The sequence below is a fragment of the Candidatus Zixiibacteriota bacterium genome (assembly GCA_034439475.1).
Lineage (GTDB): Bacteria > Zixibacteria > MSB-5A5 > GN15 > FEB-12 > JAWXAN01.
In genome coordinates this window covers 68,799-90,392 of sequence record JAWXAN010000070.1, presented here as the reverse complement: position 1 = coordinate 90,392, position 21,594 = coordinate 68,799, and the positions used below count along the sequence as shown (strand labels likewise).

The following is a 21,594-nucleotide window of genomic DNA, read 5'->3' as shown; positions in this document are numbered from 1 at the left end:
AGTTAGCACAAGAGCGGGGTAGCTGTTTTTGGGGGCGTCGTTCAAATTGAATCATTGTCTGACACTCCCGTGTAGCTCAGTTGGTAGAGCAGCTGACTGTTAATCAGCGGGTCGCAGGTTCGAGTCCTGCCGCGGGAGCTATTTAGAACGATTTTGCGAACTAGGCAAAAATTCAGGCAATTCGAAGATTTCTAAAGTGATCTTGTTAAAAATGTTCCTTCAGGTTACACTTATCCCTCGGTAAAGCCTCGGTATGGGCAAGGCCCGACGGAACATTGAAATGGAACACCCGGCTCCGGATGAGCCAAGACGGTGCGAATACCAACAGGAGAGTTTATGACCGATAGAGAGTTTCTCAGACACACAATAGCCACTCTCGCATACCGCGCGGCCAAGACAATGCGCGGAGCACCGGAGTCATTTGCAGATTTTAAACCGGGGCCTACCTCAAAAACTCCGGTTCAGGTTGTGGCGCACATGGGGGATGTGTTCGACTGGGCATTCACCATGGTGAGCGGGAATATCAAGTGGAACGATGCCACGCCTCTCCCTTGGACGCAGGAATGCGAACGCTTTTTTAAAGCACTTGGCAAGTTCGATGATGCACTCTCTACAGAGGGGCCGATTGCAACGGATCTGACGAAAATCTTCCAAGGGCCGATTGCCGATGCCCTGACGCATACCGGACAACTGGCGATGCTCCGGCGTCTTCATGGCGCTCCGATGAAAGGAGAAAGCTACAGTCAAGCGAATATAGCAATGGGTCGGATTGGATTGGCGCAGGTCCCCGCCGATCCCAGGAATGAATTCGACTAAGCGGTCTTTTCGGTGGCGCATGGGCAGTGGTAGAACCGTTCCCTCAGCTCTCGCTTGCGACGCGATTTGAGCGAGGCAGAAGTGTCACCTGACGGTTCACTTTTTCTGGAGTTACATTCTTCTTTACAGCCGCCCAACAATTTATATTGCCATATAGGACTTCAACGAGAACATTTGACCTCGCTCAGTGAACGCGGTATCATAATAGTAGATGAGAAGACATTGAATTGCCCGACTGGCAAGAGAGTATACGTCAAAACGATATGCACGGATTGTAAAATATGTCAGCGCACAAAAAGCCGCTCAAACTCTACATTCTTCGCTGCCGCGATAATAGTCTGTATACCGGAATAACAACTGATATAGACGAGCGGCTTCGTGCGCACAACGCTGGTAATGCAGCCAAATACACTCGCGCTCGTCTACCGGTCAATGTGGTCTACACAGAACAGTGCAGTTCGCGATCACTTGCTCTCAAAAGAGAATGGCAGATTAAAGGATGGACCAAACGGAAAAAAGAGGCGTTTGTGAAGGAGTCTGCTCAACCATTCATCAAGGCCGGACAGCCGCATTGATTTCGCTGATTCGAGCATTACGACTCTTGTTTGACAAATAGTCCCAACTGGTTGGGCTCATGCTCAGCCAATCTTCTCCCGATATATTTACTATGATCCTGTCAAACGTAAAGTAACCTGCCCCGGTGAATCCTTGATGAAAAATTCCCTGCGGCAGGTATATATGTTTGACCTATCAATAACGTTAAGCGCTGGACGAAAAGACAATGACCGGAACCACTCTCCTTATCGGGCTCATCACCGGATCGGTTGGCTCCGGATTTTTCATCTATGGCAAAAAGCAACGCCGGTGGCTGCCGATGCTCTCAGGAGCCCTGTTGTGTGTCGCGCCTTATTTTGTCGAGAACCTGACACTGCTTGTGTGCCTGTCGATAGTTCTCTGCACTGTCCCCTTTGTTATCAAGGGTGACTGAATGATAAAATACTTCGTTACACTTTTACTAATGGTATTATTCATTTTCATCCATTTAGACTAATGGAATCGACCAATGAGAAAAGTGAAAATTTCAGCGCAAGTGACCTTACTCATGTCTTAAGCTTCCCCGGTCAGTGTAAAAATAGCGCGTCGAGACTGACACCCAAGGCGGAACCACTGTCCACCATGGTGTGAAGGCAGGCGGTCCTTTCTTCGAAGCTTATTTTTTCGCAACCGTCGCTTTCGCCCGCAGCCAGTCTTTGAGATAGAGCTTACTTCCGTACAATGGCTCGGTCAAAATGCGATCGGCTACAGCGCTATTGTCCTGATCATCCTGTTCAAACCAGCCGAAGTAGTGGCCGGTCGTTTTCAAAATGTAGCTTCGGCTGAAGCCGGACTTGATCTTAACAGTATCAAATGACAAATTGACCCATTCATCTGTGATTGTCCGGAAGTAGTCCTGATCCTGGTCAGCGAGAATTGACGCAATATTTTCCCCCTTGTTTGTCAGCGCCTGACGCAAGTGAGCTTCCGTAAGCTCGAACGCGGCATCTTCGGAGTAATCTATTTCAACCGCATCGACCTTCCACAGTCCGGATGTCCCTTCAAGTTTCACACGGACTTTACTGTCAGTTACCGCAAGATCAATTAAAACTATTCGCTCGCCAAAGACTCGTCCGCCTACTCCTGCAATTGAACCATTGCGGACCCAATGGTCATTATCCCACACCGAAACTTCAAGCCCGCCCTCGCGAAACATCCATCCAACCAGCTTAAAAAATTCAGATCGGTCATTGTCGAGCTTGTGATAGTACTGCAGTTTTGATGGACCGCGCAACGAGAAGAGCTTGTTGAGAGCGTAGTCGGCAAGGTCTGAGTTCATGCAGGTCACGATAAGTTTGGCGCGGCGTGCTTCGGGCGGACAGTTAAATTCAACTGTGACGGCATCGCGAAGATCTTCCTCATTTTCAGGATCGATTTCAATCAGATTGGCTGTATACGAAGAGCTATCTCTGGATACGACCAGCGATGTGACATCGCGCCCTCGTTCATCGCGAGCCATTCTGCAGGGAATACGATCTCCAACGGTATGTAGTGTGCCGTAGATATCTGTAACGACCTCTGTCCCTAACGGATGATCTACTGCCATCAGGCTCACCGAATTGGTCAGATGAGTTTCAGGCGAGTCGTTTCGAATACTGAGAGTCAGACTGTCACCAGATGGCCCTAAGTGTCTCAGCACATCGGTTGCAGTTCGCTCAAGTTTGCCGCAAATTGCGCCTACATAGGTTTCGGATTCGAGATGAAGGCTGTCATCCTTGAGCGAATAAGCGAGCGGACAGGAACCCCACCCGCCGCCGGAGCTAGGAGGGTAACGGATACCGACAGTCACCCCAGTCTGGCCTTCGGCAGTTGCAACAATGCCCAAGACGACGACTGCGAGTGTGCTCGCCGTAGATAACAGGCCAGCGAACAGATCTTCGCGGTGCACCTGCACAAGCGCAATACTGTCCAATGGGATACTTCCCCCAAATGCATCTGTCTTATTTTCGGTTGTTGTCACCGATCCTAACCCCAAGATATTGTAATTCATAAAACGTCCATTGGATAATCGATAGACATTGCCGTTCCTTGTCAGAACTTCCATGCGGCCTTTAGTGTTCGCTGTCAGACCCTGTGGCGGCACCCACTGCCGGTAGGGTACGCAACTATTGAGCATAAGAAATGTCATCAGAATCAATGTAATTGTTGAAGGCGTTATCTTTTTCATAATAGTCTCTCTTCTTTCTATAAACCTAAAATCTAATTTATGCCAGCGTTCAGCATTATGGAAAAGTAGTTTCCCGACATATTGACCTTAAAATTTGTGCCGGGGGAGTAGTTTTCCTCCACTTTGGCGTCGGGTGAGAAGACGTGCCGCGCAGTGAATATCATGCTGTATCGTGAGGTCGCGGCGGCGGGCAATTCCAGCATCGCAACCAGCGGGACGCCGAGAGTACTGTGTGTTTCGATCCTAATGTATTCCAGTGTGCCAAAGCTGGAGGGTATGGGGAGGTTATAGGTAGTATGTGACTCGAGTTTCTGAACCGTTATACCGCTTCCAAACGAAACAGCGGCGGAACCGGTGCGAGTTCGAAACGGAGTCACAACTAACCCGACACTGGCGGCCGATTTGATGAACTGGTTTGCGTTCGGGGTGCCTCCATTTAGAAAATCTAAAAAGATTCCTAGCCGCTCCGAGAATTGAAAGCGGAAACCCGCGGTAATTGAAGTGGACGGCTCACCAATACGGGAGTTGCCAGCAACTCCATATGAGGCCAGCACGGTATCCAATCCTGATTTGATCGAAGATGTACCGGCCGTAGCGAGCCCAATACCCAGCCCTGTGATCAGACGCGGAAAACTGACCGGTGTGTGCACCTTTGTAATCTTGAGCGCGCTGTCGACGGCAGGCAGACCTGCAAGCTCTGCCGCTGACCGTTTCGAAGCGGCTGTGGCGCTGTCTGCGCTAAGAATCGCAAGTATGCAGAACATAAAGGCCGACGAAGATAAATAATATTTCATGTTTCTTCTTCTCCTATTCGCGGCGCCAGAGATATGGGCAGAAAACCAACCTTCTGGCGCCCGTCTTAATGTCAATGAGCTCTATTTCCCAGCGATCGCCTCATCGGCGCACCGGATGAAAATAGAGTAGTCGTTTTTGCCATTTGAGTTTATTTCAAGATCGCTTTTGAGCGAGCCCGCCCCTGGCGCGTTGGCGGGAGTGATCTTTTGCAGCTTGGAACTGCCCACTGTCCAGTTACGTGTTGTGAATCGTCCCCTATGTTTTTCCATTACTTTCGCCCTCAGAGATGGACCAAGGGGCTGACCGTCCAACGGATTGACCGGAGTCAGGGTCAATGTGCCTTCAGCTTTGAAAGATAACTCATAATTGAGATCATGAGTTATTGTCACTACCTGTTCGAGTGTAACCGGTCCCTGCGCGTAGAGGTAATCATCGCCATCGTTGCAGAATGGTTTCGGAATGACCTGGTCGTAAAACACTACGAATTCCTGAACCTTGGTTTCGGGAACTACGGGAACGGCATGAGCAAGATTCAAAATCATCGCATGGCCGTCGGTTCCTATCGGAACGTCGTTTTGCACCTGTCCAATCGGTCCTCCGATAAGTCCCTGTAATTCGTGCGGGAGACCATTATAGATAATTGCTGGTATCGTTCGAAATGGAGAGGGATTTATCTGCTCGGTCTGGATTACCGGAGTAGTTGCGTCAAGCAAGCCGCTTCGGAAAAAATCACCGACCACGAACTGCTCGGCAACTTCCCAATTGAGGACTTGGTGATCGGCCGTGCCGGGGATCAATGCTTCAAAATGAACATTGCCGACCGTCCACTCGCCCATAGTAAACAGTCGTAAATGAAAACGGACTGACATATAATCACCGCAGGCGAGTTGAATAACGCCGCCGGTCCATCCGCCATCGCCGTAACTGGTTTGAACATCTCCAATAGCATCATCCCATCGTGAGTTAAAGGGCGCAACAGCCGGAAAGCCCAATGCCGATCGGTCACCATCCAGACCCATTAATGCGGCGCGAATTTGTCTTGGATCGCATTTCCCAAAAAAGATTAGGTTAATCGGGTCTTGCGGTTCTCCCTCGAAGTTGTTCGATGTGAATGGCCAGAACGTCAGTGATTTGCTGCCTGCCGATATCGTCACCTGCCCCGACGGATCAGGAGCAGAGGCCGCCGGACTCAGCGCGGCGTTTTCGTTGTTGGCCCTCGCCGAGAAGTTGTCGGCATAATTCATGGGGTTTTTATTCTCTTGGCAGGCGCCGGCTATTAATGCCAGTGCCATACACACAAACAGAGCGATCATTCGTGAAATCATAGTGTTCCTTCTCCTGTCATTGTTTTAATTGCTGATTGTATGAGTTTGGTCGTACTAACCCTCTGAGTTTCGTTCGTACTCATTTCTTCCTTTCGAGCCATTTTGTTTACCATGTCTCTATGCAAGGCAAGGTTAGTGCCAAAGACATTCGACTTGCTCGAAACTGTCTGAAGCTAAAGCCAGACAAGGGTGTGGACAGCAGCAAGATCAAGACGAAATTAATAGCGAGAGGATAGAAACTATACAATTGAGGCTGAATTGGTGGTTACTTGCTTTCAATCAATCAGTACTAAAAGGTTGACCTCACGGCATTGCCTTCCTATTTTGAGATGGAAGACACGCACCAAAGAAATTGAGAAAAATGAGCGCAATGCAACCCGATCCGAGAAATTGGCAGGCCGTAGAGGAACTGCGTCTGATTAACACAGTAGTCGGCCGTATTTGTCAGGTCCGCGAAGTAAATCACATCATGAATATCATTCTTACTGAGTTGACAAGAGTAACCGAAGCGGATCAGGGAGTCATAAGCATCGTGTCAAAAAAGCAAGCTGACGCATTAACGACAGTTATTCGCAATAATGACCGACGAAATTCTGAACTTCCTTTTCAAATAAGCCAATCACTTGCTGGCTGGGTGCTCTCTCACCGCCAGTTAGCGCGGATTGATGATCTGGACACTGACAGACGTTTTCAGGATCTCGATTCCGATAATGGGCGGTTCACGTCGGCGATCTGTTGCCCGCTCTTAGTTCGGGACGAGGCGATAGGAGTAGTAGCGCTAGTGCGATCACGTCAGAAGGGACCATTCACCGAGGACCATTGCCGTTTAGTTGGAATTCTTTCGGCCCAGTCTGCGCAAATACTCGCCAACGCACAGCTCTTGAAAGACCTGGCTCAGAACAACGAACTGCTTGAGTTATCGTACAAACAGCTTAAGGATGAAAACGCAATATTGCGCACGGAGCTTGGGGTTGGCCCTTCTTTTGAGAATATCGTCGGTTCGTCTCGCGCAATTCGTCATGTGCTTATGCTGGCGTCAAAGTTTAGCGCTAATAACGCTCCGGTACTTATCACAGGGGAAACCGGCACGGGGAAGGAACTCATTGCCCGGGCAATTCACGCGAACAGCGATCTCCGGCACCAGCCATTTGTTGTGAAAAACTGCGCAATTAAAACAGAGTCGCTGCTTGAATCAGAGCTCTTCGGCCACGTCAGGGGAGCATTCACCGGCGCAGACAAGGAAAAGCCGGGACTATTCAAAGAGGCTCAAGGTGGTACTATCTTTCTTGATGAAATTGGGGATGCGCCGCTGTCAACCCAGGCTGCGATTTTGCGTGTCATCCAGTCGGGTGAAATCAGGCCAGTTGGCGCAAGTAAGACCGAAACAGTAAAGGTGCGAGTCCTGTCGGCCACAAATCGCAACCTTAAGGACGAAATCGCCAAGGGCACGTTTCGGGAAGATCTTTACTATCGACTGAACACATTCACGATCGAACTGCCGCCATTGAGAGAACGACGCGACGATATTCCGCTGTTGGTGCAACATGCTCTTTCCTTGCTGCGCATCAAGCTCAATGCGCCAAATCTGGCTGTCTCATCGGAAGCGCTTGACACCCTTTACCGATATTCCTGGCCCGGAAACGCTCGGCAGCTCGAACATGTGATCGAGCGCGCGGCGGTCGTCTGCAATCCAGAAACTGAGATTAAGCCTTATCATCTATCTCCTGAAATCCACGATGAGACTGAGGAAATCTCAAGTATTGGTACTTCGCTTGGGGAAATGCGTCAGGCCGTTGAAAAATTAGAGAAGACCATGATTGTGTCAACGCTTGCCGAAACCAATGGCAATATCATGCGCACAGCAGATCAGTTGGGTTTGACTCGAAAGGGGCTGAAAGACAAAATGGTCCGTTACGGTTTCAAGCTGCCTGCCGATTAATCAAGCATGCTCAACTGCTGCTTCCATATATCAGCTTTCGATATTCTGGCTGCGCCTCTAATGACCTCCATAACGGATCGACCTTGAAATATGGCTTCGAGACAAACCCCGGCAGGCTGAGCATATATTGAATCTGCCCAATCGCTTGTTCCTGCTCTCCTACAATCACCAGAATTTCGGCCATATTAAGAAGAAGAAAAAGGGCATCAAATGAATCGCGAGAGGTCGGCAATAATTCCAATGCCTTCTGTCCGAATTGCACCCCCTTTTCTTTCTCGCCCAATTCGGCATAAGCCAATCCAAGATAGCTGTTATATCGGGCGGCGTTCGGCGCGGTGGCAAGTCGCGGCGCTATCCAGTTACGTGCCGAATCAGCATAAGCACGCCGCATATAGGAATTGGACCTCAATCGGTTTATTTGACTCAGAAACAGATAGTACGCTGCGGTGTCATCCATAACTGGGATATGGGTCATTTCGGGAGATACATTCGGTTGGACAATTCGCTGAAGCCACCAATAGTAGTGACTTCTTTGCAGATTTGCTTCAGGTGGAGCTTTTGCAAGTGTCCCTCGCGCGGCTTCAATATCGCCGTCCTCTAGAATGGACAACCATGCCTTATAAATATATGCCAGCGACCAGTCTGGACAAAGCGTTATGGCGCGATCGAGGTATATGTGCGCATCGGAATATTGCCGCATCAGTCCATATGTCAGCCCAACTTCAAATGCTTTAAGATGTGAGCGTGGATCGATCTTTTGAGACTGTTTAAAATGCTCCAAAGCCATGGGGAGATTTCCCTGACGCCGTTCTACGGCGGCGATGGCATTCAGCAATTCGCAATTATTAGGATCTAACCGAAGTGCAATATAGAATTGCTCTAGCGCTCGTATATAGTCAAGCTCGCAATGATAATAGTAGTAGCCGAGTGCGAGGTATGCTTCAGGAAGATCACTTTTAAGCGTCATCGCACGATCTGCCGCTTGCCGCGCTCGGAGGCATCGACTATCAGTACGATCAAAATACTCCCAAAACATACTGGCGTGACATCGCGCAAGCATAGCATAAGCCATCGCAAAGCTCGAGTCTTCGGCAACCGCATTTTCGTACATTCCGATTGCGAACCGAATGTCCTCGTGAGACCAGCCCCGATTAAAGTAGTCGTTGCCTCTTAAGAAGAAATCGTATGCGCTCAGACTAAAAGTGGGCGGTGGTAGATTCCTGCCAGTAGTGTCGCTCAGATGCAGGGCCTTTTTCACATCAACTGCGAGTTCATTCTGAACGGCAAATAGTCCATTCAGATTTCTGTCGTACACTTTGGCCCATCTCATTCGACCAGTGCGAACGTCGGCAAGATTCGCGCTTATGCGGAGATTATCACCGTTCGTATTGGCGCTTCTCTGAATGCCGCCGGTCAGGATGAAGGCGACCGCCAGTTCGCGGCCGATCTCTTGAATAGTCTTACTGCTCCCTCTGTAGTTCATAACGCTCTGCCGTGAGATAACGCTGACGGCCGTGTCTTGGGCGAGTCCTGCGATTATCGCATCAGTCATGCCATCAGCGAAATATCCTTGCGACGGTCCTCCGGTGTTTTCGAAGGGGAGCACGGCGATTGTCCTTCGTTCTGAATCATCTGTTTCCTCATGCCCGCCGTACCGGACTATGGCCGTACCTGCGCTTAAAATAATCACCGCGATAATTGCTGACAAAGCGACCCGGACTGAACGCCGCCACAAGAGGCCTGATGCGGGCTCCGCAGTCTGTTGTCCGAGCGCTGCACAAATCTCTGACGTATCACCAAATCGTTGATCCGGATTCTTTTCGAGCAATTGATTAATCGTGTCAATCAAAAACTGAGGCAGATCAGAACGGAGCGTAGTTATCGGTGCGGGGGTCAGATTCAGGATTTGGTATTGAACGACCGCTTCGTAGTCACCAGAGAACGGCTTTGTTCCGGTTGCTAGTTCGTACAAAAGCACACCCAGCGAGAACTGGTCAGACTGTGGTGACGGAGCATTTCCTGAAATCAGCTCAGGGGCCATATAGGATATTGTGCCGGAATAGTCAGCGTAACTCAGGGAATCGGCAAACGTCCGCGCTATTCCGAAATCAAATACCCGAGTCCGGCCATCGTCACCGCGAATAATGTTGGACGGCTTAATGTCCCCGTGACAAATGCCTGCGTGGTGAGCCGCAGAAAGAGCGGCAGCAACATCCACAGCTATTGATTGCAGCTGATCTTGTGAGACACTCCCTACTATACTGGAAAGGAGTTTACCTTCTATCCACTCCATGACCATCACGAGCCGATTGTCAATCTCAACGAGATCATAAATAGAGCCAATGTTTGGATGGCTCACAGACGCTAATGCTTGCGCTTCTTGCTGAAGCCGCATACGGACATCAACTGGCCGCTGATGGTCAATGGCCAGAACCTTGAGCGCAACCTTCCTATGAAGTCTTGTATCGTTCGCAAGATAAACTTCCCCCATCCCGCCCGAACCAGCAAGCCGTACAATCTCATAAGAGCCAATCATCATGCCCGGTTTAAATGATGATTCATGTGCCATGACTCGAATTATCCCTTTAAGGTTTTGATGAGTACGATCTGATTGATTAAGTAAAGATCATTCCAATTCTATTTAAAAGCAAGCTAAAACATCCTTTTACAATATCACCCCTGAGAGGTGGCGGAAACAATGGTTAGTTACCAGCCATGCAAACGACGCGCTTCTCTTCATTGGAGCAATTCTACCGGATCATATGCTCAGAGAAACTTTGACTTCACTTTCAAGATCTCGTGACTCAGCCAAAATAAACACTAAATCTCGAAAGAAGGATTATACCCTTGTGGACGAGGGAGCAGTATACAAGATTGCGGTCACTTTTGAGTATTTCTTCTCAATCCTGATGAATCTCCGCGCTCAAAAGTTGCGACATTGTCCCCCCAAAATAAAATGAACATTTTATTCTTGATTTATGTATTAGTTGTGTCGACACTTAGTGTAGACTATTTTAAAATATGAAAAGTCTTTTAAAACAATTTCAACTCTTTATCGCTCTGCTGGCGATGGTCTCATTATTCGAGACCAGATGTATTTGTAGTATTGTCTATCCTTCTGATTCAAAAGCGGTAACCACTGCTTCGCCTACGGACACGCCTCCGGCCTCTCCATGCTGTCACAGTGAAACCTCTTCAAGTACTACTTCACCCTGTCATTCCTCCTCTGATCATTCACGTAGTCATAGCTGTTGCCCAGGGTGGTTCTACTACTTGAAGGCTGGCGACCAAGTCGGAGAGATCAATACTTTATCTCTGCTTTCTTACGGACCGTATTTGCCCTCCCTGATACAAGGTATGCAATCTTCTCTTGAAGATTATTCCACATATAATGCTCATGCCCTTGAACTCTTCTTCGACCATTCACCGGGGACATTCTCAGTTCTTCGCCTCTGATTTTTTCTTGCAGATCGTTTTTAACTGGACGATCTGCTAATCCCACACCAACATTGTTAAGGCGTTTTGTTGTCTAAGGGCAACACTACATCTTCGAAAACTATCAACTTTGCTATGCACGAAGTATAGCTGAAGGAATGAACATGGTTCCTCAAATAGGAATTGAGATCTGCATTAGAGTTGTTGCAAGTTTGCTATTTCTTAATGGTATTGCAGACGCGCAGGTGACGAATGAGACACCTGACGTTCTCTATGCCGATACGCTGACGATTAGCTCGCTCCTCTCGCAGGTTCTTGAGCGAAACGACCGCTTGGCGGCATCAAGGCTCATGATAGAATCGGCTCGCGAGAAATCATCGGCTTCCGGCGCTTGGACCGATCCAATGCTTATGGTTGGCATTGAGAATTTGCCCACCTCGTTCGACGTTAACCAAGACCCAATGACCATGAAGACTCTTGGTCTTTCTTGGGAGCTCCCCTATTCCGGCAGGCGAGGCTTTGAACGTAAGGCCTCGTTTGCGGAGATTGACCAAGCGGCTGCAGACAGCGCGATGAAGGAGCTTGAGGTGGAGTCGGCTTCGATTATGGCGTTCTATCAACTCTACTTTCGACAGACTACATTGGAGCGTCTTGTCCGCCAGCATGCTCTTGATGACCAGCTTACCGCATCGGCTCATGCTCGATTTAGTTCTAACTTAGCAGGACAGGACGAGGTCTTGGCGCTTGAAAGTGAAAAATGGCGGCATGAAGCTGCAATAATCAATTATAGCCAGGAACTTATCGAGGCAACTATTCAAATTAACGCCCTTCGTGGAAACGAGGATTTATCTCGACCTGTTGTCGCGCTCTTGCCGGATAGCCTTCCAGTGCCCACATCGCCCATCGCTTGGCTAAATCAAGCAGAAAAGCATAATCCTGAACTCATTCGACTACAGGGACAGAGTGAGTCATTGAGACTATCAGCACAAGCCAACAAACGGATGTCATGGCCTATGATTGAACTGAGGACAGAATACGGATTTCGCTCCGGTTCAGATATAGGGATGGGCGGTGATGAAATGCCTCGCGATGATATGGTCAGTTTTGGCGCTAATGTATCATTACCGCTTTTCAATGGTCGTTCGCAGAAAAAGATGGCTCATTCCATGGTAATAATGAGTCAAAGCGTTGAGCGTGAGCTTTCCCAGCGCCGACGTGAACTTTATGCCGAATTGACAGCATTATTTGAGAAAGCAATTCGCATTCAGGAACAAATTCATCTTTATGAGAACCGCATTCTTCCTGCCTCAGAAGACGCTCTCCGAATCGGAATGTCTGGATATTCTTCCAATCGTACACCATATAGTTCTGTAATCCAGCAGGCAAGAGCGGTTCAAGACAACGCCATATCCCTTGAGCAACTGAAGCTTGATTTGGCAATGACACTACTTCAAGCGGGAATGCGAACTGGTGAGATTTCTATCTCACCCAACAATACAATCGAATAAGTAAGGCAAATCAATATGACAGAAGAACACAACGTACATAATTTTAATGACCCAAATGCAATGCCAGAAGGCGAAGAAGCTCCTCCTCCCGGTACGAAAACGATGTCAATTGTACGATGGGGCCTTCTTGGCGCTATGACCCTCTTTGCCATAGTAATGGTTCTAACAGCATTTGACCTGGCGCCTTGGCAGACGACGGTCGATGCAAAAATTCAATACCATTGCCCAATGCATCCCACATACGTGAGCAATCAGCCTGGGGATTGTCCCATCTGTGGCATGAGCCTTGTTCCAATTGGCGGCAAAGATCATATAATGGCGGATACCCCTTCCGAAAACATGACCTCTACTTCTGATACCTCGGTTTACTACACCTGTCCGATGCACCCAGAAGTTGTTTCTGACACAATGGGCAAGTGCCCCAAGTGCGGCATGAATCTTGAGCCAGCGATGAAAGCTACAAACTCTTCAGCCAAATTCTACTGTCCAATGCATCCGGAAGTTGTCTCAGACAGTGCCGGAGAATGTCCAAAATGCGGAATGGATTTGATTCCTCGCGATGCAGAAGAGCATGAAATGCATGGCGATATGGATATGAATGTTGGCAATGTGCCCGGGTTGGTATCGGTGACTATTGAACCGCAACGTCTGCAACTTATCAACGTCAAGACCGAAACAGTTAAACACGAGAGTCTGAGCGAAGATATCGAGACTGTTGGTTACATAGTTGCTGACGAAGCGAAAACGGCTTCAGTCAGCATCCGCACGAATGGATTTGTACAAAAGCTTTTTATAAATGAAACCGGTCAGAGAATCGAACGTGGTGAGCCTTTGCTGTCTCTTTATAGTCCAGAACTCTTCCAAGCTCAGCAAGAGTTTCTTCTTGCCGCCCAATCAGCTGCGCAATCAATTGGCGACAGCACATTAAAGAGAACGAGAACTGAGCTTCTCTTGTCGTCACGCCACAGACTTGGCCTTCTTGGGTTGTCTGAAAAAGAAATAGAAGAAATAATCAAGTCTGGAAAAACTAATCCTGAGCTGCTCTTACGTTCACCCATTAGCGGCATTGTGCTTGAGAAGATGGTCAATGTGGGTCAATCCATCACCTCCGACCAAGCCCTCTATACTGTCGCCGATCTCAGCATAGTCTGGGTATTGGCAGATATCTACGAAACAGACCTTACCAAAGTCTCTTCTGGACAATCAGCCGAAATCACCCTTGGCAGATCCGCTAATCCAATACAAGGTAAAGTCCAATTTATCTATCCGACTCTGAACGAGAGCACTCGTACAGCCAAAGCGCGGATTCCATTATCGAATCCAGAGGGACATTTCAAACCGGGCATGTTTGTTACGGTTCGGTTTAAACAGACAGCTGCCGATGCGCTTACAATCTCGCCAGACGCCATAGTTGATGAAGGTTCGCGACAGTATGTATTTGTTGTGCATAATACTTCCCATTTCGAACCGCGACTTATCACTACAGGCAGCCGCACAGATGACAGAATTGAAATACTTTCGGGCCTGCGCGAAGGGGAGATTGTAGTAAACAGCGCGAACTTTTTGATTGACTCAGAGAGCCGCTTGAAGGCCGCATTAGCCGGTATGACCTCGATTCAATCTGACCCTCACGCCGGTCACGGCGGAATGAAAGAGTAAAAGAGAACACAATGATAAAAGCGATTATTGATTTCTGTGCCCGCAATCGGTCTGTAGTTCTTATAGCTACCGTTTTTGCTTCTATCGGGTCGTGGTATGCCATCAAAAGTATACCTCTTGATGCGATTCCAGATATTTCTGACGTACAGGTAATTCTCTGGACTGAATGGATGGGTCGAAGCCCTGATTTGGTTGAAGACCAGATTACCTACCCCATTGTCTCTGCTCTGCTGTCCGCCCCAGCAGTTTCGGCTGTTCGCGGATATTCTATGTTTGGCATGTCGTTCGTCTATGTCATCTTTGATGATGGTACTGATATATACTGGGCGCGAAGTAGAGTTCTTGAATACATGAAGCAATTCGAGGGGAAACTGCCGCCAGGTGTCTCTCCTCTTCTTGGCCCTGACGCTTCGGCCGTTGGCTGGGTATTCCAATATGCGCTTGTCGATACGTCCGGCCAACATAGCCTTGCTGATTTGAGGACGTATCAAGACTTCAATCTCCGATTGGCATTGTCTGCAATTCCAGGTGTCGCCGAAGTTGCCACGGTGGGCGGATACCAGCAGCAGTACCAAATTGAAGTCGACCCAGTGCGTCTGCAGGCTTTTAGTCTTTCAATTAGCGATGTTATAAGCGCTGTTCGGCAAAGCAATTCGGATGTCGGGGGACGTATCCTTGAGATGACAGAGCGCGAGTATTTTATACGCGGCCGCGGCTATGTTAAGAACATAGATAACCTTCGCGAGATATCACTTGGTTCAACAGCAACGGGAACGCCTATTCTGCTTCAGAATGTTGCAACAGTGAAGCTTGGACCCGATATGCGTCGCGGTCTCGGTGAATTTGATGGGATCGGAGAGGCTGTTGGCGGTATCGTGGTCATGCGCTACAACGAAAATGCCCTTGAGGTAATCGAGAGGATTAAGACAAAACTTAAAGATCTTCAACCCTCCTTTCCCACTGGTATTGAACTCAGGACAGTCTACGATCGCAGCGGATTAATCGAGAGGAGTATTGAAACTTTGCGCCATAGTCTCATCGAAGAAGGTATTGTGGTCGCGCTGGTTATCATTCTCTTTTTACTTCATTTCGGAAGCTCGCTTGTGCCTATACTGACACTTCCTATTGCAATCGGCCTATCTTTTATTCCAATGTATCTGCTGGGCATTAACTCAAATATTATGAGTCTGGGAGGCCTTGCAATTGCAGTGGGCGCGATGATCGATGCGAGTATTGTCTTGGTCGAAAATGCGCATAAGCGCTTGGAGCATGCAACAGATAAAACTGATCGCAAGGAAGTTATCATAGCTGCGGCTAAGGAAGTAGGCCCTGCGATATTTTTTGCCCTGCTCATTATCACAATATCGTTTCTTCCGATTTTTGCGCTAACCGGTCAGGGGGGAAAGCTTTTCAAACCGCTTGCCTTTACCAAAACCTTTGCAATGTTCTTTGGAGCGATCACTGCAATTACGATCGCTCCAGCTCTTATGGTCACCTTACTGAAGGGGAAAATTCGACCAGAATCCCGACATCCGGTATCACGATTTATTATTGGGATCTACAAACCATTTGTCTATGTCGCGCTCCGCAATCCCAAGACCACCGTTGCAATCGGTATTATGGCCATTCTCTCGGCTCTTCCTATGATTCCAAAAATTGGCTCGGAGTTCATGCCTCCGCTCAATGAAGGCGACATGCTCTATATGCCAACAACTTTTCCAAACATTTCTATAGAGGCGGCAAAGCAGTATTTACAGTTTCAGGATCGAGTTATTAAATCCTTCCCCGAAGTCCAAACTGTTTTTGGCAAAGCCGGACGGGCGGAAACACCAACTGACCCCGCACCGCTGAGCATGATCGAAACAGTGGTTCAGTTAAAACCGAATGATCAGTGGCGGAAAGTGCCTCAAAGGCGATGGTATTCATCGTGGTCGCCAGACTTCCTGAAATCAGTATTTCGACCGATTTGGCCGGACTCAAGGCACATCACGTGGAATGAGCTGACAACTGAGATGGATAAAGCCCTGCAAATGCCTGGATGGACAAATGCTTGGACAATGCCCATTAAGACACGTATCGATATGCTCTCCACGGGAATTCGCACACCCATTGGTGTAAAAATATTCGGCAACAATCTTGAAGAAATCGAACGCATCGGCAAACAGCTTGAACAATCCCTTTCAAAACTTGAAGGAACACGAAGTGTTTATTCAGATCGCAACACCGGCGGTTACTTTATAGACATAATTCCGGATCGCAAGGCCATCGCTCGATACGGTTTGACAGTTTCAAATGTACAAGACATTGTCGAATCAGCCATTGGCGGCGCGCAGGTTGGCTTAACCGTTGACGGTAGAAATCGTTTTTCGATTAATGTCCGTTATCCGCGAGAATACCGAAGCAACCTAGAACAGTTGAAACAGATTCTTGTTCCTCTGCCGATGACTTTAGAAAATAGTACGACAATTTCAAACACGTCATCTGGTGGAAATTCAATGTCATCTATATCTGCCGGCAATCAACCTTCTGGCATGTCAGTTCCTTCAACAGGCAGCGGAAGTATGGGCGGCTTACCTATGAATTCGCCGTATTCAGCATTGCAATCTGCCCCGAGCGGAGGGTCGAAATCTTCAATGAATAGTTCGTCTGGTTCATCTGGAGGGAGTCGTGCAAATGACCCAAACGTATCACGAGGTCGTTCATCGATTCCTCTTGGGCAAATTGCTGAAGTCAAGATTGTCACTGGTCCGCCAATGATTCGTGACGAGGATGGCATGCTGGTCGGCTATGTGTACGTCGACATTGATCAGAGTCAACGTGATATAGGCGGTTATGTGAATGAAGCAAAGGCCGCTGTAAGGCGCGAAATCGACATGCCCGCGGGCTTCCATCTCAAATGGACAGGACAATATGAGCTATACGAGCAAATGGCTGCGCGAATGAAATTGGTTATTCCAATTACCCTTATTCTTGTGATGGTGCTCCTATTTTTGAACTTCCGTAATATTACAGAAACACTTATTGTCCTCACTTCCGTTCCCTTCGCATTAGTCGGCAGCATCTGGCTGATGTATTTCCTCGGCTACCACTATTCCACCGCCACATTGGTAGGAATAATTGCCCTTGTTGGATTAGCAACTCAGACTGGAATTGTGATGATTCTCTATCTTGACCAGGCCTATGAGAAGCGCAAACAGGCAGGAAAGATTCGCAATCTCGACGATATTATCTGGGCGCACATGGAAGGCACCGTTATGCGAGTTCGTCCAAAGCTGATGACAGTCGGTACTATGCTCTTCGGGCTGATTCCTTTACTCTGGGCTACAGGCTCAGGAGCAGACGTTATGAAGCGAATCGCCGCCCCGATGGTTGGCGGACTCATAACTTCTGCTTTTTTAACCCTTGAGGTCATTCCAGTCATTTACACGTACTGGCGGCTGAGTCAACTTAAGCGTGAACAGAAAAACCGACAGGTTGAATAACTGAGCTATTCTTCGAGTCACTTATACGTAAGTCGATCCCGGAGGAACTGGCGGTGATGTTAGCTATGGACGCGGCGGGGGCTGAGGCGGACGATCCGGCGGCTCAGGCGGCGCACGGAGGACAGCAACTGAGTGATGTTATTCACGTTTGGCATCGGTACGAAGTCCACATCGGCCAGCGCATGGTAGCGCTGGCTATACCAATAGGATACTCTTTTGGTCTCAGATATCCAAATAAAATTTGGGCGGGATCAAGAAGGTCGACTTCAAGGGGGCTCTGCAAGTCATACCGGGCTGCAACGAGCGACAGCATATGCTCTTCCTGCATCTGCTTTCGAAGTGTCAATCACCCTTGATAACAAAAGGGACCGCGCAGAGAACTATAGACAGGCCCACAAGCAGTGTCAGATTCTCGACAAAATAGGGCGCGATACATAGCAGGACTCCAGAAAGCATCGGCAGCCATTTGCGTTGCTTTTTGCCATAGATAAAGAATCCCGAGCCAACCGATCCGGTGATGAGACCGATGAGAAGAGTCGTTCCATTCATAATACATATATCGACAGAGAAATGACCGAACAAGAGCCCAACCTGTCGGGACTATTTCTTAAAAGAGAAATGTGGCGGTTGGATGAGCGATATTAACGCGGCTATCCGGCTTTGATAATTTATTGAGATGAGGCTTTTACGAAGGCCTCTTTTTTCTGTTTGTTCCAGCGTTTGATCTGCCATTCTCTTTTGAGCGCAAGTGATCGCGAACCGCACTGTTCTGTGTAGACCAAATTGACAGGCAAACGTGCGCGAGTGTATTTTGCTCCTTTGCCGGTGTTGTGGGCACGAAGCCGTTCGTCGATATCGGTTGTAATTCCGGTGTAGAGACTATTGTCGCGACAGCGAAGGATGTAGAGTTTGATTGGCTTTGTCGATGTTGGCATGGTTTATGATTCGGGGGGGTGGTTGTGATACAGATTCTGCCGCCTTCTCATTTGATAATATCATACGATCATAGCGGGGCTAAGACAAATATAAGTTTGGGGTGCCCAGTTGATCTAAAAGCATTCTTTGGTCTGTCCGAATTTCTCCTTGCTGTCCGGCCACTCAATTATGAATCTTAGCATGAGAATCGATTATATTGAACAACACGCGGATACGATAAATTAAGGTAGGAAAGAAATGTCTCTCACAATAGGCCAACAGCTCGGGCCATATATAATTGAATCTGCTATTGGCGCAGGCGGCATGGGCGAAGTCTATAAAGCCAAGGATACGCGGCTCGACCGAATTGTCGCTCTCAAAATCCTTCCGGAGCGCATGGCGCATGACAAGGATCTTCGCGCCCGTTTCGAACGCGAAGCCAAAATTGTCTCCAGCTTGAACCATCCGAATATCTGCACGCTCTATGATGTCGGATTTGAAAATGGCACTTCGTTTTTTGTCATGGAGTATCTCGAAGGGGAAACGCTTTCCGAGCGCCTCAAGAGGACATCACTCTCAACCGAAGATGTCCTGAACTATGCAATTCAGATTGGCACGGCGCTAAGCGCCGCTCACGAGCGCGGACTGATTCACCGGGACCTAAAACCAGGCAATGTCATTCTCACTCGTGAAGGCGCAAAGCTTCTCGATTTCGGGCTCGCAAAGATAACCGTGCAAGGGGGCGCTGTCCAATCGCTCACGGCCATGACTCAGTCGACTCCGCTCACGGGTACCGGTGCAATTATGGGGACGCTCAACTATATGTCGCCGGAACAGCTCGAGGGGGGTGAAGCCGATGCCCGCTCTGATATTTTTGCTTTTGGCGCACTGCTCTATGAAATGATAACGGGAAACAGGCCGTTCGAGGGAAAAAGCCAAGCGAGTCTCATTGCCGCAATTATTGAGCGAGAACCGAGGTCGATTTCCGAAATTAAACCTCTCACCCCGCCCGCGCTCGATAGAGTAGTCAAAAAATGTCTTTTAAAAGACCCGCACTACAGATGGCAGTCGGCTCGCGACCTCACCGATGAGCTTCGCTGGATTTCACAATCTGGTTCACAGGCGGGAATACCATTTTCAGTTTCCTCGAAGAGAAGATTTCAATTCAGGATGTCGAATATTGTCGCGGCACTCGGCATAATTACGGCTGTTGTTTTTACATCTCTATACTTCTTCCAACCGAAAGAAGAAGTAGAAGTTACACGATTTACACTTTCCATGCCGGAATTTGAATCGATCGGTAGTCCGAAACTTTCACCAGACGGCAAAATGCTCTCTTTTTTGGGTTCTGATTCATCCGGCAGTAGAAGTATATGGGTTCGTCCCCTGAACGCGCTACAAGCATACAAACTTCCCGGGACCGAGATTGCGGAACGTCCGTTCTGGTCTCCGGACAGTCGGTCTATCGGGTTTTTCAGCCAAGAAGGATTTAAGAAAATCCTTGTGAGTGGAGGACCTGCCCAAAAAGTGGTACAGGTGAGAGGCGGCGACGGCAGTTGGGGAACGAATGGGGTCGTAATCTTTGACGCGTCGACTTTTGATTCAATTCAGATGTTGCCAGCAGCTGGCGGCGCAGTAATAGGGGCAACAAAAATAAACCGTGCTCAAGGAGAGAAATTTCACGCCTGGCCTACCTTTCTGCCCGATGGAAATCACTTTTTTTATATCGCCTTTATTGACACGGGTGCGGCCGCTTCTCGTGCGAATATGCTCAAACTGGGCGCAGTAGACGGCACGGCAGATAAGTCTTTCTTCGATGTCGGCTCTCGCGTAGAATTTACTTCGTCAGGTCATGTAATCTTCATTCGAGACGGTGTTTTGGTGATGCAGAAGTTTGACGAGGATGTTTTAGAATTCGTGGGCGACGCAACAGCGATCACTGACAATATAGCGGTCGAAGAGCTTGTGGGACTATTCTCGGTATCACAAAACGGCACACTCGCCTACCAACAAGGAAGCGGCAATTCTAAATCCAACCTTATTTGGTTCGACCGTGGAGGCAAAGAACTGAGTAGAATTGGCGGGAGCGATTACTATGGCGACGTGGATCTTTCGTTCGACGATCAAAAATTGGTTTATGGCGTGTACGAGCGTGGGGACGATTTTGATGTGAGCATTTGGGTTCACGATATTCCCCGAAATATTTCCTCAAAATTAACTTTCTCCGGCGGTAACGAATTCCACCCAGCATGGTCATTCGACAATGAGTCGATTTTTTACACCTCCGACGCCGGTGGATCCGGACAGATTTTCTCACTAAGGTCAGACGGGTCGGGCGATCCCCGAAGTATACTCGCCTCAGGAGAATCTTTCTGTACTGCGGCAGAGGCTTCGCGCGATGGGAAATTCTTGCTCTTTAACAAGTGGACCGACCAATGGAATATTTTCATCCTCAATCTTGAGGATACGAGCAAAATTCAAGAAATTTCTACGAACAAGGAATTTCAGGAACGTCGCGGTTCATTTACGCCTAACGGACGGTTTGTCGCGTATCAAAGTGACGAATCCGGAACAAGCCAAATATACATTCGGAATTCATCTGGCACGAGCGGCAAATGGCAGGTTTCAACCTCTGAGGGATTTGCCCCAAAATTCCGAGCAGACGGCAAGGAACTATATTATGTCACACCGGAATGGGATTTTATGGCAGTTCCGGTTTCCATCGATGGAGATAAAATTACCATTGGTGCGCCGCAGAAGCTCTTTAACCGGAGATATAATACGAAAGGAATCGGTCTTATGTATCGCTACGATGTTTCAAGAGACGGCCAGCGATTTATCATTAATGTTCCAGATGGCAATCAGCAAGAGGCGACTTTTGTGATAACTCTCAATTGGGAAAAAGATCTCAGCCGGTAGAAGAAATCTTCTGCCTTAAGAATCCCCCCCGTCACTCTCG

Annotated in this window: 14 protein-coding genes and 1 tRNA gene; 9 read left to right on the top strand and 6 right to left on the bottom strand. The window is 48.4% G+C overall.

The genetic code is table 11. The annotated features are described in order from the left end of the window. Positions 1 to 65 precede the first annotated feature (65 nt). The 4 genes from SGI97_10050 to SGI97_10035 all read left to right on the top strand — a co-directional run bounded on the left by SGI97_10050 (position 66) and on the right by SGI97_10035 (position 1,804). A tRNA-Asn gene (locus SGI97_10050) sits at positions 66 to 138 on the top strand. A 198-nt stretch (positions 139 to 336) separates the two neighbouring features. After that, the gene (locus SGI97_10045) at positions 337 to 816 is read left to right on the top strand and encodes a hypothetical protein (protein ID MDZ4724229.1); all 480 of its coding nucleotides are present in this window, start codon (positions 337 to 339) and stop codon (positions 814 to 816) included. Between the two features lie 281 nt (positions 817 to 1,097). Continuing rightward, positions 1,098 to 1,391 (top strand): GIY-YIG nuclease family protein, encoded by a 294-nt coding sequence (locus SGI97_10040; GenBank protein MDZ4724228.1) that lies wholly within the window; start codon positions 1,098 to 1,100, stop codon positions 1,389 to 1,391. 206 nt (positions 1,392 to 1,597) lie between these two features. Next, on the top strand, positions 1,598 to 1,804 hold the full coding sequence (locus SGI97_10035) for an amino acid transport protein (protein MDZ4724227.1): 207 nt from the start codon (positions 1,598 to 1,600) through the stop codon (positions 1,802 to 1,804). A gap of 222 nt (positions 1,805 to 2,026) precedes the next feature. Here the strand turns inward: SGI97_10035 and SGI97_10030 are convergent, their stop codons facing one another. The 3 genes from SGI97_10030 to SGI97_10020 form a co-directional block, all read right to left on the bottom strand. Next, positions 2,027 to 3,577 (bottom strand): hypothetical protein, encoded by a 1,551-nt coding sequence (locus tag SGI97_10030; protein ID MDZ4724226.1) that lies wholly within the window; start codon positions 3,575 to 3,577, stop codon positions 2,027 to 2,029. 32 nt (positions 3,578 to 3,609) lie between these two features. Further along, a complete protein-coding gene (locus tag SGI97_10025; protein MDZ4724225.1) occupies positions 3,610 to 4,371 on the bottom strand; it encodes a hypothetical protein in 762 nt (253 codons plus the stop codon). 81 nt (positions 4,372 to 4,452) lie between these two features. After that, positions 4,453 to 5,697: a hypothetical protein gene (locus SGI97_10020; protein ID MDZ4724224.1), complete on the bottom strand. Its 1,245-nt coding sequence runs from the start codon at positions 5,695 to 5,697 to the stop codon at positions 4,453 to 4,455. Between the two features lie 361 nt (positions 5,698 to 6,058). Between SGI97_10020 and SGI97_10015 the strand changes: the two genes are divergently transcribed. Beyond that, complete coding sequence (locus SGI97_10015; GenBank protein MDZ4724223.1) at positions 6,059 to 7,636, top strand: sigma-54-dependent Fis family transcriptional regulator; 1,578 nt, start codon at positions 6,059 to 6,061, stop codon at positions 7,634 to 7,636. A 10-nt stretch (positions 7,637 to 7,646) separates the two neighbouring features. Here the strand turns inward: SGI97_10015 and SGI97_10010 are convergent, their stop codons facing one another. Beyond that, positions 7,647 to 10,205: a protein kinase gene (locus SGI97_10010; GenBank protein MDZ4724222.1), complete on the bottom strand. Its 2,559-nt coding sequence runs from the start codon at positions 10,203 to 10,205 to the stop codon at positions 7,647 to 7,649. 1,030 nt (positions 10,206 to 11,235) lie between these two features. On the opposite strand from SGI97_10010, the gene SGI97_10005 reads away from it, so the two are divergent. From SGI97_10005 to SGI97_09995, 3 genes are read left to right on the top strand one after another with little or no spacing between them, the layout of a single operon-like run. After that, complete coding sequence (locus SGI97_10005) at positions 11,236 to 12,579, top strand: TolC family protein (GenBank protein MDZ4724221.1); 1,344 nt, start codon at positions 11,236 to 11,238, stop codon at positions 12,577 to 12,579. Positions 12,580 to 12,594: 15 nt separating this feature from the next. Then, the gene (locus tag SGI97_10000) at positions 12,595 to 14,238 is read left to right on the top strand and encodes an efflux RND transporter periplasmic adaptor subunit (GenBank protein MDZ4724220.1); all 1,644 of its coding nucleotides are present in this window, start codon (positions 12,595 to 12,597) and stop codon (positions 14,236 to 14,238) included. A gap of 11 nt (positions 14,239 to 14,249) precedes the next feature. Next, positions 14,250 to 17,720, top strand: a complete 3,471-nt coding sequence (locus tag SGI97_09995) for an efflux RND transporter permease subunit (GenBank protein ID MDZ4724219.1) — start codon at positions 14,250 to 14,252, stop codon at positions 17,718 to 17,720. Between the two features lie 342 nt (positions 17,721 to 18,062). Here the strand turns inward: SGI97_09995 and SGI97_09990 are convergent, their stop codons facing one another. Beyond that, on the bottom strand, positions 18,063 to 18,269 hold the full coding sequence (locus SGI97_09990; GenBank protein MDZ4724218.1) for an amino acid transport protein: 207 nt from the start codon (positions 18,267 to 18,269) through the stop codon (positions 18,063 to 18,065). Between the two features lie 119 nt (positions 18,270 to 18,388). Then, on the bottom strand, positions 18,389 to 18,655 hold the full coding sequence (locus tag SGI97_09985; protein ID MDZ4724217.1) for a GIY-YIG nuclease family protein: 267 nt from the start codon (positions 18,653 to 18,655) through the stop codon (positions 18,389 to 18,391). 238 nt (positions 18,656 to 18,893) lie between these two features. On the opposite strand from SGI97_09985, the gene SGI97_09980 reads away from it, so the two are divergent. Beyond that, on the top strand, positions 18,894 to 21,554 hold the full coding sequence (locus tag SGI97_09980) for a protein kinase (protein ID MDZ4724216.1): 2,661 nt from the start codon (positions 18,894 to 18,896) through the stop codon (positions 21,552 to 21,554). The last annotated feature ends 40 nt before the right edge of the window (positions 21,555 to 21,594 follow it).

Excerpts from the sequence above, each read along its gene's own strand:
- SGI97_10045 (MDZ4724229.1), top strand. The coding sequence starts at position 337 with ATGACCGATAGAGAGTTTCTCAGACACACAATAGCCACTCTCGCATAC.
- SGI97_10040 (MDZ4724228.1), top strand. The coding sequence starts at position 1,098 with ATGTCAGCGCACAAAAAGCCGCTCAAACTCTACATTCTTCGCTGCCGC.
- SGI97_10035 (MDZ4724227.1), top strand. The coding sequence starts at position 1,598 with ATGACCGGAACCACTCTCCTTATCGGGCTCATCACCGGATCGGTTGGC.
- SGI97_10030 (MDZ4724226.1), bottom strand. The coding sequence starts at position 3,577 with ATGAAAAAGATAACGCCTTCAACAATTACATTGATTCTGATGACATTT.
- SGI97_10025 (MDZ4724225.1), bottom strand. The coding sequence starts at position 4,371 with ATGAAATATTATTTATCTTCGTCGGCCTTTATGTTCTGCATACTTGCG.
- SGI97_10020 (MDZ4724224.1), bottom strand. The coding sequence starts at position 5,697 with ATGATTTCACGAATGATCGCTCTGTTTGTGTGTATGGCACTGGCATTA.
- SGI97_10015 (MDZ4724223.1), top strand. The coding sequence starts at position 6,059 with ATGAGCGCAATGCAACCCGATCCGAGAAATTGGCAGGCCGTAGAGGAA.
- SGI97_10010 (MDZ4724222.1), bottom strand. The coding sequence starts at position 10,205 with ATGGCACATGAATCATCATTTAAACCGGGCATGATGATTGGCTCTTAT.
- SGI97_10005 (MDZ4724221.1), top strand. The coding sequence starts at position 11,236 with ATGGTTCCTCAAATAGGAATTGAGATCTGCATTAGAGTTGTTGCAAGT.
- SGI97_10000 (MDZ4724220.1), top strand. The coding sequence starts at position 12,595 with ATGACAGAAGAACACAACGTACATAATTTTAATGACCCAAATGCAATG.
- SGI97_09995 (MDZ4724219.1), top strand. The coding sequence starts at position 14,250 with ATGATAAAAGCGATTATTGATTTCTGTGCCCGCAATCGGTCTGTAGTT.
- SGI97_09990 (MDZ4724218.1), bottom strand. The coding sequence starts at position 18,269 with ATGAATGGAACGACTCTTCTCATCGGTCTCATCACCGGATCGGTTGGC.
- SGI97_09985 (MDZ4724217.1), bottom strand. The coding sequence starts at position 18,655 with ATGCCAACATCGACAAAGCCAATCAAACTCTACATCCTTCGCTGTCGC.
- SGI97_09980 (MDZ4724216.1), top strand. The coding sequence starts at position 18,894 with ATGTCTCTCACAATAGGCCAACAGCTCGGGCCATATATAATTGAATCT.